This window comes from Streptomyces racemochromogenes (assembly GCF_039535215.1).
Lineage (GTDB): Bacteria > Actinomycetota > Actinomycetes > Streptomycetales > Streptomycetaceae > Streptomyces > Streptomyces racemochromogenes.
Map to the genome: position 1 here is coordinate 6,254,440 of NZ_BAAAWT010000001.1, position 13,047 is coordinate 6,267,486.

12 protein-coding genes and 3 pseudogenes are annotated in these 13,047 nt (G+C 69.6%); 7 read left to right on the forward strand and 8 right to left on the reverse strand.

Going from position 1 to position 13,047, the window contains the following annotated elements; all coding sequences use genetic code 11:
- Window positions 1-800 precede the first annotated feature (800 nt).
- Window positions 801-1,208, reverse strand: coding sequence for a thiol-disulfide oxidoreductase DCC family protein (locus tag ABD973_RS28780; RefSeq protein WP_345502898.1), 408 nt, complete (start codon window positions 1,206-1,208; stop codon window positions 801-803).
- Window positions 1,209-1,920: 712 nt separating this feature from the next.
- On the opposite strand from ABD973_RS28780, the pseudogene ABD973_RS28785 reads away from it, so the two are divergent.
- Both ABD973_RS28785 and ABD973_RS28790 read left to right on the forward strand, forming a co-directional pair.
- Window positions 1,921-2,180: pseudogene (locus ABD973_RS28785) on the forward strand (PRC-barrel domain containing protein).
- A 36-nt stretch (window positions 2,181-2,216) separates the two neighbouring features.
- Window positions 2,217-2,390 carry a hypothetical protein gene (locus ABD973_RS28790; protein WP_345502900.1) on the forward strand — a complete coding sequence of 58 codons (174 nt, stop codon included), beginning with the start codon at window positions 2,217-2,219 and terminating at the stop codon, window positions 2,388-2,390.
- Between the two features lie 702 nt (window positions 2,391-3,092).
- Here ABD973_RS28790 and ABD973_RS28795 read toward each other — a convergent pair.
- Window positions 3,093-3,608, reverse strand: a complete 516-nt coding sequence (locus ABD973_RS28795; RefSeq protein ID WP_345502902.1) for a DUF5994 family protein — start codon at window positions 3,606-3,608, stop codon at window positions 3,093-3,095.
- 292 nt (window positions 3,609-3,900) lie between these two features.
- Here ABD973_RS28795 and ABD973_RS28800 point away from each other — a divergent pair, with 292 nt between their 5' ends.
- The 4 genes from ABD973_RS28800 to ABD973_RS28815 all read left to right on the forward strand — a co-directional run bounded on the left by ABD973_RS28800 (window position 3,901) and on the right by ABD973_RS28815 (window position 5,370).
- Window positions 3,901-4,476 carry a DUF5994 family protein gene (locus tag ABD973_RS28800; RefSeq protein ID WP_345502904.1) on the forward strand — a complete coding sequence of 192 codons (576 nt, stop codon included), beginning with the start codon at window positions 3,901-3,903 and terminating at the stop codon, window positions 4,474-4,476.
- A 5-nt stretch (window positions 4,477-4,481) separates the two neighbouring features.
- Complete coding sequence (locus tag ABD973_RS28805; protein ID WP_125820268.1) at window positions 4,482-4,670, forward strand: hypothetical protein; 189 nt, start codon at window positions 4,482-4,484, stop codon at window positions 4,668-4,670.
- A 97-nt stretch (window positions 4,671-4,767) separates the two neighbouring features.
- Window positions 4,768-5,034, forward strand: coding sequence for a hypothetical protein (locus ABD973_RS28810; protein ID WP_345502908.1), 267 nt, complete (start codon window positions 4,768-4,770; stop codon window positions 5,032-5,034).
- Between the two features lie 54 nt (window positions 5,035-5,088).
- On the forward strand, window positions 5,089-5,370 hold the full coding sequence (locus tag ABD973_RS28815; protein ID WP_125820267.1) for a hypothetical protein: 282 nt from the start codon (window positions 5,089-5,091) through the stop codon (window positions 5,368-5,370).
- Between the two features lie 27 nt (window positions 5,371-5,397).
- Here the strand turns inward: ABD973_RS28815 and ABD973_RS28820 are convergent, their stop codons facing one another.
- A complete protein-coding gene (locus tag ABD973_RS28820) occupies window positions 5,398-6,666 on the reverse strand; it encodes an ATP-binding protein (RefSeq protein WP_345502910.1) in 1,269 nt (422 codons plus the stop codon).
- Window positions 6,667-7,091: 425 nt separating this feature from the next.
- Here ABD973_RS28820 and ABD973_RS28825 point away from each other — a divergent pair.
- Window positions 7,092-8,275 (forward strand): annotated as a pseudogene (locus ABD973_RS28825) (PP2C family protein-serine/threonine phosphatase).
- Window positions 8,276-8,531: 256 nt separating this feature from the next.
- On the opposite strand, the pseudogene ABD973_RS28830 reads toward ABD973_RS28825, so the two are convergent.
- The 5 genes and pseudogenes from ABD973_RS28830 to ABD973_RS28850 form a co-directional block, all read right to left on the reverse strand.
- A pseudogene (locus tag ABD973_RS28830) lies at window positions 8,532-9,536 on the reverse strand (catalase); the annotation flags it as partial.
- A 203-nt stretch (window positions 9,537-9,739) separates the two neighbouring features.
- Window positions 9,740-10,141 (reverse strand): hypothetical protein, encoded by a 402-nt coding sequence (locus ABD973_RS28835; protein ID WP_345502912.1) that lies wholly within the window; start codon window positions 10,139-10,141, stop codon window positions 9,740-9,742.
- Between the two features lie 171 nt (window positions 10,142-10,312).
- Window positions 10,313-11,902 carry a phytoene desaturase family protein gene (locus ABD973_RS28840; protein WP_345502914.1) on the reverse strand — a complete coding sequence of 530 codons (1,590 nt, stop codon included), beginning with the start codon at window positions 11,900-11,902 and terminating at the stop codon, window positions 10,313-10,315.
- Window positions 11,895-12,347, reverse strand: a complete 453-nt coding sequence (locus ABD973_RS28845; RefSeq protein ID WP_125820262.1) for an SRPBCC family protein — start codon at window positions 12,345-12,347, stop codon at window positions 11,895-11,897. Before ABD973_RS28845 ends, ABD973_RS28840 begins: the two co-directional genes overlap by 8 nt.
- A gap of 267 nt (window positions 12,348-12,614) precedes the next feature.
- The gene (locus ABD973_RS28850; RefSeq protein ID WP_125820261.1) at window positions 12,615-13,007 is read right to left on the reverse strand and encodes a hypothetical protein; all 393 of its coding nucleotides are present in this window, start codon (window positions 13,005-13,007) and stop codon (window positions 12,615-12,617) included.
- Window positions 13,008-13,047 lie beyond the last annotated feature (40 nt).

Sequence of the window (13,047 nt, forward strand, 5' to 3'; positions counted from 1 at the left end):
TGGCATATTACGCGGGCAATTGGGTGCACCGATTTCAAGCGGCAGGGCGAGGCCCGTGATTGAGGACGGAGCGCCGTAATATGCGCCCTTAATATCTGAGTTCATATGGATGGTCGTCCGATGTCATGCCCGGGCGTAGGGGTGTCATTACCCCTATGTGGGTCATCGGCCTCAAATCAGTCCGACAATCCCACCCCGGCACACATGTGAAAGTTCCGCCATTCCAGTGATTCGACGAGATCTGGAGTGAGTGGGCGTGGCGGCGACAAGGAAACCCGCACCGTACCGTCACCTGGGTGGAAGCATTCGCCCATCAATATGTCCCTTTCCTGCCTGGACCATGCTCGCGCTCCAAAGCGACCTCTTCGACCCTCCGATGCCGGATGGGGCGAGTGGCGCACACTCCCACCGGTGCACCGAGAAGGCTCTGGACCTGCTCCGACCGAAAGTGCTGTTCCCGGCGAGACCCCGCCTCGTCCATACGACGGAGCGTTCTTCTTGGACTTGTGGGGCGGGGCCGTCACCACGCGCCCGCCGGTCCAAGGGCCCCAGGTGCATCGGCGAGGATCTCCACAGCGGGCCCCTCTGCAAGGAGCTTGAAGGACCCCGTGGTCGTGCGGGGGGGGGGCAACGCCGCCCTCGCCGGTGACTCCCAGCACTGCGCCCGGAGCGCTCAGGGCGCGGTGCTGTGACGCCATCTCAGTGGTCGGCAGGGGCCCGGGGTCGCCCGGTGACGATGTCCCCGTCACAGCTGGTGGCCACGATCACTGTGTCGTCTTCAGGCTTTGGCGGGTTCGCTGTCATGCACCATCACGCGCGGCAGATCGCAGATGAGCAGGCAGGGAACAGGCCACCGTGCCCCCCGGTAGATGGTGCCGGTTCAGGGCCACCACCCGGTACACGAGCCGGGCGATCCAGCTGATCGGGGGCAGCGTCATGGCCTGCCCTGCGAGCCGCCAGGGCCGGCGCGGGCCCTGTTTGAGCAGCTGCGCAACCGCCTCCGCGCCGCCGTGCACATCGGCCCTACCGCGCTCGATCCAAAGGGCCTCCCGGTCGGCTCGTTCGGCGGTGACGCCGAGTGCGTCCAAATCGGCATACTGCCAGGGGGTGACGACGGCGTCGGGATCCAGCAGGCGCAAGGCGATGTTGACGGCTTGGGTGCAGAATCCGCAGTCGCCGTCGTACAGCAGCGTCGGCCGTTCGGCCATGGTGGATCTCCTTGTCTTACGGTACGTCCCCGGAAGCGGCCGCCGGGTCCGGATCTGCGGGCGCTTCAGGGATGCCTTGAACTTGTCGTTTCGTTTAACGAAGGGCGCAAGTGCCTCGGACGACGGGAGTTCCTGCAGGCCGTCGAAGCCGACGATTGGCGGTTTCTTCTCCTGATGGGCGGGCACAGGCCACGACGGGGACGGCGGCGAGGACCCGGGAGGGTGTCGCGGCGGTATCTGGCTGTTCTGGGCGAGGTTGCTGGACGAGCTTGCTCTGAAGTGCAGCGTCATCGCTTCGCACGCAGGTCGTTCGCAGGTAATACTCGCCGTCTTCCCAGGGCGGCAGAGCCATGACAGGAAGACTGTCATGTGGACCGCTCAACTGGTGCCCCGTCTCGGATTGGCCGCCTGCTTGTGATGGCTTGGGTGGGACTGCGGTCCGCCGGATTCCACGACCCGATCGACGTCGTAAACGACGGCCCGAGTGGCCACGATCGTCGTCGCGAGCCTCTCGATCGAGGTGCGCTAAATCCATGTCGATCGAACGGCCTGTATCGGCGGGACAAAGTCCCCACTGCCGGAGGGTCGCCAGGGGGCATATCCTGGTAGTAGGTCGTCGCACTCTCACGTGTGGCGTCCGGAAGGGCGACCCCGGCGTGTGAATGTGCCGGGGTCGTTGTATCACCGTCGTCGCGTTTTAGGGGGGCGAGACATGATCCGTTCAGCCGATGTACGGGACTGGCGCGACTGTGACGTCCTCGACACGAAAGGGCACCGGATCGGCGCTCTGGAAGCGGTCTATGCGGACACCGCCACGTCAAGGTCGCGCACGCCGGGGCAGTCGTGAAGGAGTACCCGGCCATCGGCACCGACGACGTCCTGCCCGCCAAGCAGGAAGAAGCGATCTTCAAGCACGACGGCGTGCCCTATCAGCCTGGCGTCGGCGGCGAACGCCGACCGGCGCGCCGCTGAGCGCCCCAGCCCGACATCGGAGGAGGTGTTCGGCGAATGGTGATCTTCTTGTTGCTGCTGCTTGTGGCCTTCGTCCTGGGCCTCATCGGCGCGGTGATGGACGGGCCTGTTCTATCTCCTCGTCATCGCCCCATCGTGCTCGTCGTGGCCGACCTGGGGTTCATGGCCGTACGACGTTCCCGGTCCTCGAATCGTCGCCGCCTTCGGTAGCACCGGCCGCGACGTCCTACACCTCACCACTGCGGCTGGGCGCCGATCCACCGCGTCGGCGCTCTCCTTCAGGTGACGCCGGCAACTCCCCTCCGCGCTCGTCGTACAACGCGTGCGGGCGGGGTGTCGCGTTGCACAGCCTGGTGGAGGTCGCAAGACTTGATCGCCGGTGACCGTACGCGATCACCTGTTGCGCAGGGAATGTTGTGACAGGACTGGTCCTTCCGCACGACGTGGTGGGTACCGGCTCCGAGCGGGTCCTTCTGCTGCACAGCTGGTTCGGCGACCGGTCGGGCTTCGACCCGATGCGCGAGCACCTGAGCGGGGACGCGTTCAGTTACGCGTCCCTGGACTGCCGCGGGTACGGCGAGGCGATCGGCGCCGACGGGGCGTTCACGATGGAGGAAGTTGCCGAGGATGCCTTGGCCGTGGCCGACCATCTGGGCTGGGAGTCCTTCTCGGTCATCCGGTCATTCCATGGGCGCCAAGGCGGCCCAGTTGATGCTGCTGGACGCCCCGGAGCGGATCCGCTCGATCATCGGCATCTCGCCGGTGCCCGCCGCTGGGAGCCGAGGCCCTGCGGGCCCCCTGGATGCAGTGGTATCCGAACGCCCAGCTGGAGGTGCTCCCGAACACGGGGCACTACGCACCGGAAGAGTCCGCCGAGGCCGTCGCCGCGGCCGTCGAGCCGTACCTCGGCCGCTAAGGCTTCGGGAAGACCGCCGGGTCGGTGGGGCCGCCGCCCGTGCATTCGGGTGTGGTGGCGATGAGGATCTGTGCGGCCTGGGTGACGTTGTCGGCGCGGACGGCGCGGGCCATCGCTTCGCGGGCGGCGTCGGCGGTGGTGTCCGGGGGGACCACCAGCAGCGCGAAGTGGTCGTTGTGGCCGCGGGTGATGAGCACGGTGTCGTCTCCGACCGGGTCGGAGTCGAGGTGCACGATCTGGTCGTCGACAACCAAGCGGGTAGGGATGTTGTGCCAGGCGGTGGCGTCCAGGCCGATCCGTTCGATGGGCCCAAGGTGCCCGGTCAGCGCCGTGATCAGGGCGGGCAGCTCGGTCTCGATGTCGCGCGTGCGCGGCCACCACGCACCGTCCAGGAGCCCCTCCCGGGACCGCGTCGTCTCCAGCCGCAGCAGGGCCGTACCCGGTTTGACCGCCTGGTGGATCTCATCTGGCAGGAGCAGCGAGGAAGGGTGGGGGATGTCGGAGTCAGCCATGTGGGTCCGCCCGTCTACGGGTGCTGCGGTACTGCGTCACAGGTCAGCATGGGTGCCGGTCGGGCGACGTGCGCGGGCCTGTCGTCCTTTCACGGTACTCCCGCCGCCCGCTCCGCCGCCCGCTCCGCCGCCCGCCGGAAAAATGCCTGGTCAGATCGGCCATGGCCAGCCGAACAGGCGTACAGTGAAAGCACCGGGAGTACTTCGCACACCGGCTTTCACGCGGGTGTCGTTTCCGGCGATCGCCTAGAAACCGGACTGCTGACGGGCAGTCCGGGGGCAGGTCCGCATCATGACCTCCACCCTCGACCGGACCGCGCCCCGCGACCTCGCCGCAGTCGTCCCGGCCCGCTTGTCCCTCACCCCCAAGACCACCCTCGCCGGTCAGCTGGACGGGGCCTGGTGGCCCCACTCACGTGACCTCGAAGCCGAGCTTCCGGCGCTCGCCGCCGCACTGGACGAGGCCTGGGGGCGCATCACCCGCGTCACCGTGAATCCCGCCCGCTGGCCGGTCATCCCCCACACGGTTGCTGTGGACGGGCGGACGCTGCACGTGGGCTGGTTCACCGAGCAGGACCCCGACAAGCTGATCCTGCTCTCCTACACCGCCGGCCGCTGGGACCTCCTCGTCATCCCGCCCGAGACCGAGCCCGCGGCCGCGGCCCGGCTGATGGCCGCCGCCGCTATCCCTGGCAGCGTCCTGGCCGCAGACGTCCTGATGGCCAACGAAACCGTCATCGGGCGCGGCATCCGCGACGCCCGCCGCCGGGAAGCCACCTGGGAGGGTGAAGGCGGGGCCTGCATGTCCCCCTTCGGGGAGCCGATGGGCCGAAGCGCCCTGCCGCTGTCCGGAAACAGGTGGAGGTGAGCTCCGTGGAGACCGTCGTCCTCATCGCGGTGATCATCTTCATGATCGGCATCGGGATGCGCTGGATCCACCTGCTGAACGCCCAGCACGATGCGCGGATCGAGGCCTACCGCTTCAGCGACCCCCGGCCGAGGCCTCCCGGCCTGCCGGACGACACCGGTCGTCGAGCCCACCACACGGGTGCCGACCGGTGAGGAACAGACCTTCCTCCGACCGGGGGCAGCGGGCGGGACGCCCCGGCGCCCCGCATCCGCCGGCCTCCTCACCCCCTCAGAAAGGGAACACGCCTACGTGAAGTTCATCGAGACCCAGACACTGCCCTCGCTCGGGCACGCCGAGGTCCGGATCATCGCGCACACGCCCGAAGCCGCCCGAGCGGTCGCGGAGGCGCTCCGCCGCTGTTTCGCAGGCGGGGAACAGCGCAGCTACCCCGCCCTCGACGGCGACACCCGCCTGCACCTCACCGTGGACACGGCGACACCCGCGGGCCTCGACCGCTCCCGGCCTGCCGCCATCAGGCCCTCCGCCGGCACCGGCGCACACTCCGACGAGATCTGAGAAGCCCCGACCGGCACCGGAGCCCACTCCACCCCACACACAAAGGACGCGGTCATGGCCACACTGCGCGAACGCAAGACCTACCGCGACCAGGTGCTCCGGGTCCTGTACGAAGCCGTCGAGGGCAACCGCCTCCTCGGCACCACCGGAGCACAGCTGCGGCGCGACCTCCACGTACCGGAACAGGACCTGGCCGCCGCCTGTACCTACCTGGCGGGCGAAGGACTGATCACCGTCGACTGGGAACCCGGCAACACCCCGGCGATGGTCACCCTCACCCACGAGGGAATCCGGCACATGGAGGCCCAGGAGGAAGGGACGGCGGGCTCGGCCTGATCCGAGGGACAGGCCCCAACACAGGTCCTATACACGGGCGAACTTCTCGGTCTGCTGGGCGAACTCCTGGGCCATGGCCGCGCTGACCGTGGGCCTGGTTTCGCCGATGGTGCGCAGGTAGTCCTCCGTGGTGGGGCGGGCCCGGGTCCCGGTGTCGAAGGTGTGCTCGAACTGGACCTGTGAGACGGTGCGTGCCACATGGGCGATGTCGGCGGGGGTGAACCCCTCGCTGGTTGACGCCAGCGCCGCACTGTCGGCCTGCGCTCCCGCCCGGGTCAGGTAGCTCTCCCACAGCGCAGTCCTCGCGCGCTGGTCCGGGGGGCCGATCGGCAGGACGTAGTCGAAACGGCCGTGCCGTAGGAACGCGGAGTCGAGGGTGGTCACGTCGTTCGTGGCGCAGACGAGAAGCCTCCCGTCCTGGCCCCGGAACCGGACGATCGCCTTGAGCAGTTCGTTGACGACGCCGACCGCGGTCGCGTCCGCACCGCTCCGGGTCCCGGCGATCTCCTCGACCTCGTCGATGAAGACCAGGACGTGGTCGAGCCCGGCGATCTCGTCGAAGCGCCGGTACAGCCCGCTCGCCAGCCCGTACTCGGCGGCCAGCCGGGCGGGGAACAGTTCGAGGAACGGCCATTGCAGGCGGCTGGCGATGGCGTGCGCGAACGTGCTCTTCCCCGTCCCGGGCGGTCCGAACAGCATCACCGCCCGTGGCAGCTCCACGCCGTGCTGGGCGGCCATTTCGGGATGGGCCAGTGGCAGGACCAGGCGCCGCTCGATGAGCTCCTTCTCCTTCTGCATGCCGGCGACCTTCTGCCACAGATTCCCGGGCGGCAGCTCCGCTCCCAGCGACGCGAGCATGCTGACCGCCTGAGGGGTCACTCGCCCACGCTTCTCGAAGAAGACCAGGCCCGGACGGGCCTCGAAGCCGCAGTTGTGCAAGGCGGTGGCGCCGGTCTCGCCGTCGGGCAGGACGGCGTGCACGGTTCGGACGCCACCGGCGAACAGCCGGTGCTCCAGGGCCGTGATCAGGTCGCTGCCCAGACCCTGGTGCCGCCAGGCGGGCGCCATGCTGATGCGCAGGATCCACGCCCGTTCACCGTCCACCCTGCTCACCACGGCGCCGACCACCACGTCGTCCGCGGTGGCCACCACCGCCGGGTGGAGGGCCTGGAGGGCCGCCACGGCGTCCGAGAGCGGAAAGAGCGGTGGCCCTTCGGCCGTGCCGCTCTCGGCGTCGACTCGGAGTACCGATTCGAGATCGTCCTGGGCGTAGTCCCTGACACGCCAACCAGTCATGATCAGCTCCGCGTGTTCGGCCGTACTCCCATCATCGGCCGATGTGCGCGGGACGCGCCCGTCGGCCTTCAGGCCGGCGGCACCGGACGGCACAGCGGCACCTCACGGGGGCAGACCCCGCCGCGGCTGCTGTCCTCCGCTCCGTGAGGAAGCCCCAGGTCAGCGACGGGGTGGTTTGTCGCCAGGCGGCTCCCTCCTCACCACCGCGGGCCGGAAACACCTGGTTGCAACCGGTCAGCCTCCGCCGACGCGCGACGAAACCCGGCCGCGCAAGCCCTGCGTGAACCGGCCCGCCGGGGATCCGGGTCGTGAAGGCCGCCGGGCACGAAAGCCGTGTGGCGTGCCCGGTCGCCGGGGAGCATCCTGGAAGCCACGCCGCCCGTGCAGCCCGGACGCCCGCCCGCCGCCCGGTTGGAGGCAACAGGATGACCGTCGGAGGCCGCGCGGACCCGGATCGCTCGGAGAGCTTCGGGGAGGAGCTGCTCGGGCTGCTCCTGGACGGGGCGCACGAGCTGCCGCCCCATCTGGTCGGCCCGCTCGTCGCCGAGACGGTGGCCCGGATGGGGGGCCGCGCAACAGAGATCCTGCTCCAGGACTACGGACAGCAACAGTTGGTCCCCCTGCCCGCCGGTGACCCGCAGCCCATCGACCGGTCCGAAGCCGGCCGGTGCTTCCTGGAGTCACGCCCCGTCGAAGTCCTGACGCCCGACGGCATACGGGTCCACCTGCCCCTGCTGGACGGCGGCGACCAAGTGGGGGTCCTCGCGGCCACCCTGGACGTGGTCGACGACGACACCCGCCGCCTCCTGCGCAGGATCGCGGGCCTGGCGGCCGACCTGCTGCAGACCAAGAACGGCTACACGGACCTCTTCTTCCGGACCCGCCGCAGAGAACCGATGAGCGTGGCCGCGGAGATCCAGTGGTCCCTGCTGCCCCCGCTGTCGATGGTGATGCCGCACGTCGCGGTCGCCGGAGTCCTGGAGCCCGCCTACGCCGTGGCGGGAGACAGCTTCGACTACGCCCTGAACGGTGACGTCCTCCATCTCGCCATGGTCGACGCCATGGGGCACGGCCTGGACGCGGCCACGATGGCCACGGTAGCCATCGGCGCGTACCGTCACGCCCGCCGGATCAGCATCGAACTGTCGGAGATCTACCTCTTCATGGACCGGGCGGTCGCGGAGCAGTTCGACCCGGACCACTTCGTGACCGCCCAGATGATGCGGCTGGACACGGACACGGGGCGCCTCCAGTGGGTCAACGCGGGGCATCCCGCGCCATGCTGATCCGCGCGCACCGCGTCGTACGCCGTCTGGACAGCCCCACGACCCTCCCCGTCGGCTTCGGAGGGGCTCAGCCACAGGTCAGCGCGGTGGCGTTGGAGCCAGGCGACCGCGTCCTCTGCTTCACCGACGGCCTGATCGAAGAACACAAAAGCGGGCAGGAGCAGTTCGGCGAGAAGCAGCTGATCGACTGGGTGAACCAACTGGAGCAGGCCGACCACGGGATCCGCACGGTGGCCCGGGACCTGTCTCACACCCTCAAGCGGGCACGCGGCGAAGTCACCTCGGACGACGCCACCCTCGTCCTCGTCGAGTGGCGCGGATGACGGAGCGCGTGGGCACCTCGTCCCCAGGCGTCGCCGCCCAGGCCGACTTTCGAAGCCTCTCGTCCGACCCCGCCGCGGAGTAAGCTGGGATCACCGGGAGTAGCTCGTGCACCCACACCCACGCGGACGTCGTTTCCGGCGATCAAGACAAAGCGCCGCCCGGCAGGGCGGTCCGGGAACGAGTCCGCGATCATGACTACTACCGCTTCCCTGTTCTCCGCACGTTTGACCCTGACACCGAAGACCGCCCTCGCCTGGCCGGGTTGGCGTTCAGCGTCATCACGCCGACGGGCCGCACGGGTGCGAGCTCCTCCGGGACGATCTTGGCGGGGTCGAGGAGGTCGATTCCCTCGAAGGTCTGTTCCGGGGTGTCGGGGAAGGTCTGGATGCCCAGTTCCCACCGCGGGTACGCGCCGGCCTCGATCGCGTCGGCGAGATCCCTGCGGTGGAAGTCGGGGTCCGTTCCGCTGGTGATCTGCGCTTCCTCCCAGACCAGCGAGTGGACGCCGAGCTTCGGCTTCCAGTGGAACTTCACCAGGGTCGTGGCACCCTTGGCGTTGACCAGGCGGAAGGTGTGGATGCCGAATCCCTCCATCATCCGGAAGGACCGGGGGATGGCACGGTCGGACATGTTCCAAAGGGTGTGGTGGGTGGCCTCGGTGTGCAGGGGCACGAAGTCCCAGAAGGTGTCGTGGGCGCTCTGGGCCTGCGGGATCTCCCGGTCCGGGTGGGGCTTTCCGGCGTGGATGACGTCGGGGAACTTGATCGCGTCCTGGATGAAGAAGGGACGAACACCGGCGTCTCCACTCCCTTCGCCAGGAACGCCGCCTTGGTGACCTTGCCCGCCGTGCCGTAACTCTGGAAGACCCCGTGGGCGGCGGCACCCCGCGCGTGCACCACCCGCTCTGGAATCCGTTCGTGATCGAAGTGGGTGATCTTCTCCCGCAGGTGGTGGTCCTGCAGGAGCACAGGCCCCCGTGGGCCGGCCTTCAGCGAATGGTCACTGTCGTAGAGCCGGGCCCCCCTGAGCAGTGGTCAGGTAGGCGCCGCCCTGGGCCACGGCGGCCTGGGGTGCGCCGGTGGGCTGTCCCGTGGGGCTGAGCGTGTCCGGGCCGGCCTGGTCCTGTTCGGGCGGCAGGGGCTCGCGCGGCTCGGTGGCCTCGGTCACCTTCAGAGGCTTCGGTGCGGGCCTGCCGGGGGCGGTGTCGGGTTTCGCCTGCTTTCCGGACCTTGCTGTCGTGGTCTTCTTGGCCGGCTGCAGTCGTCGCCTTCTTCTGGGCCATTTCTGGTGTCTCCCTCTGCGGATTCCCCGGCCTGCCATCCATTGCCGCCCGACCGGTTGATGGCCGTCGCGCCCTGGCGCAACCCCTTCTCCCTTGCCCGCCTCAGGCACCTCAAGAACGGCCGTATCGGCTAAGCCTGTTCCGATCGTGGGTACACGCTGCGCTCGAAGAGCCGGTGCGTTCAGCGCGTCGCGGTGCGGTGACCGAACCAGTGGCGGCGGCTGCCGGGGGAGTCGCTCACCGGGCCGTCGGTCTCGGCGCGGGCGATGTCGCGTTGGTTGATCAGGTCGTCGCGTTCCCGGTCGACGACAGCGGCCTCGCGGCGTGACATGCGGACTCCGCGTCGGGCCCGCGCGGAGCGACGGACTCCGAGCATGACCAGGGCCAGGCCTAGCAGGGCGGCGCCGCCCACGACGATTCCTGCCAGGAACACGCTTCCTGTGGAGCCCATGACGTGGTAGCCGAAAATGGAGAAATCGCCGCCGGTGCCGAGAGCGTGTTCGGCTCCCATGTTGCCGAACACGCCGACGACGCCGATGCTCGCTGCGGCGATCAGAATGATCAATCCCAAGATGAGAATCATGGACTGCTCCTTGCGTCGGTGCCCGGACAACCCACCGGACACGGCTGGCGCCTACCCGGATAGGGAAGCGTCAAGCGGGCACGGCGACACCTAGGGTCTGCGTGTGCCGCACGAGGTGCGCTGCGCTGACACCTGGGTGCGGGGGCTGGGGACACCAGCCGGGACTCGTCGTCAGATGCGTTGGGCGCCGTGGAAGAGGGAGCGCAATCCCCGGGTCCGGAGCGCTGCCCGGGCTGCGTTCGCACCGGGTGCTCCGTGGACTCCTCCGCCGGGGTGGGCGGCTGCGGAGGCGAGGTAGAGGTCCTTGACGGGGGTCTCGGGGCGGCCGGTGCCGGGGGTGGGGCGGAAGATCGCCTGTTGGTGCAGGGCGGTGGTGCCGTTGTTGATGGCGCCGTTGTGGAGGTTCTCGTTCATGGTCTGGAGGGTGGTGGGGGCCAGGAGGCGGCGGGCGAGGATGCCGGCACGGAATCCGGGAGCGAACCGCTCCACCTGCGCTTCGATGCGGTCCGCCATGGCCGCCTGCTCATGGGCGTCCCACCGGCCCGTGATGTGGTCGGGGCCTGCGTCGCGGGTGATGTGCTGGGGGAGGTGGGTGTAGGCCCATGCGGATTCGGTGCCGGCCGGCGAGCGGCTGGGATCCGCTGTGGTCATCTGCCCGAAGAGGGCGAAGGGTTCGTCGGGGACGTGTCCCATGGCGATCTGTGAGGCGAATCGGGTCAGGCCGTCGATGCCGTCGGCGACGTGGACGGTGCCGGCCCCGGCGGTCTGCGGTGCCGTCCACGGCACCGGTCCGGTCAGGGCCCAGTCGACCTTGAAGGTCGCGAAGTCCCACTGGAAGCGCTCCAGGTCCCGCAGGAGACGGGACGGGAGGTGCTCCTCCCCGACGAGGTCCCGGTACAGGGCCGGTGCCGAGGTGTCGGCCAGCACAGCCCGACGCGCGCCAATGGTCTCCCCGGCCTCGGTCCTGACCCCGACGGCCGTGCAGTTCCGTATGACGACGCTGGCGACGCGTTCCCCGCAGCGCAGGGTGCCTCCGCGGCGCCTGAGACGGCTGACGAGCGCTGCGGTCAGGGCGCCGGCCCCTCCGACGGGGACCGGGAAGCCGTGGCTCTGGCCGAGCATCGACATCATCCAGCCGAACCCGCCGCTGCCCGCGGCTTCGGGGGACAGGTCGGCGTGCAGGGCATTGCCGGCCAGCAGGAGCCGGCCGCCCGCGCCCGCGAACTCCTCCTCGCCCAGGCGGCGTACGGGCAGAGCCAGGTTCCGGGCCAGCCGGAGTCCGCCTGCGGCTCGGAGCTTCCCGGCCAGGCGGAGGCCGGCGCGGACCGGGGGGAAGGGGGTGAACAGGGCCTGTACGAGATCGGGCCCCACACGGCTCCATGTCTTGTACATGTTCCGCCAGGCGTCCCCGTCGGCCGGCGCGAACGCCTCCAGCCCGGCGGAGGTCTCCTCCACGCGGCGTTCGAGCACCGCGCACCTGCCGTCCAGCAGGGGGTGTGCCAGTACGCGGGGAGCGTGGCTCCAGCGCAGGCCCTCGGCGGCGAGGTCGAGGCGGGCGAGGAGCGGAGAGGCGGCGGCGAGCGGGTAGAACGCGCTGAAGAGGTCCGAGACGTAATCCGGATGGACACCCCGGTCGCTGCGTACCGCTCCGCCGGGCTCCTCCTGCGCTTCCAGGACCTCCACGCTCCAGCCGGCGTCCGCGAGCAGGTTCGCGGCCACCAGCCCGTTGGGACCCGCGCCGATCACGACCGCGTCAGGCATGGAGCACCTCGCCCTGCCGCCGTTCCACCACCTTGGCCAGACGGGGCAGCATGCCGCGGTGACGGAGCTGGAGCAGCGCTTCGGTGGCGGGGTTGTGGAGGGTGCCGCCGATGCCGCGCAGGGGGTGCTCGTCGCAGACGACGAGGGTCTCCTCGCCCCACGGACGCAGCTGGAGGAAGATCCGCGCCGTGCCGAGGGACTTGAAAGAGGCTTCCAGTTCCAGCTCCCGGCCCGGCTCGGTGTGCCGGACGGTGGTGACGCCGTCGAGCGACCAGGGGCCCAGGCGGACGGTGTAGCGGAGCCGCGCACCGACCGCGGGCCAGGCGCCATCAAGGGGCGCGGACTCGGAGGGCCCCACCACCCACTCCCCGTACGCGTCCGGATCCGCGAGGACCGCCCACACCGCCTGAGGGGGACGCCGGATCAACTGGTGTCGAACAGCCATGGGTCAAGTCCTTCTGCCGGAACCGAGAGAGCGGGGCAGCCGTAGTCGTGCAGGGGATGCGCCGGACGGGTGGGCCGAGGTGGGGCTTGCGGTACGGCTGCCATGTGGCCGCGAGTTCTTGTTGTTTGATGGAGGGGCGCTGCTGGCGGTGCACCTTTGTCCACCTGCCGTGGCGACCAGGACTCCTGCTCCTTGCGAAGCCGTCACACGTTTGCGCGGGGAGCAGGCCGCCCTAGAGGGCGTGCAGAACGGGTGCAGATGCGGGGGTCAGCCGGCGCTGCGTGTGCCGGGCGGGTCCTGGGGGTCGATGCCGGTGGAAGCGGACGCATCCTTGGTTCCGCTGGGACGCTGGGAGCGGCCTCGGGGACCGGTGTCATGCATGCCCTTCTCGTCGCGGCCGGCCTTGCTCTGGTCCTCGCCGCGGCGCCCGCTGCTCTTCACGGGCCGGCCGTGCGGGTTCCCGGCTTCCTCTTTGGAAACCTCGCGCCCGGGGCCTTTGGCGGGGGCGTACTGGTCGGGGTGGAAGGAGCGGTGGGCGCTCGGGTTGTCCTGCTGACGGGTCTCGTCGACATCGGGAGACCAGCCGTGCTGTTTGGTGCCCTTGTGTCGACTGGGGCCCTCACCGTGCCTGGGTTGGGATGACTCTGGCTGCTTGGCCATGATTTTCCTGCCTGCCTTTCCTGTGGGTGTGGAGAAACCC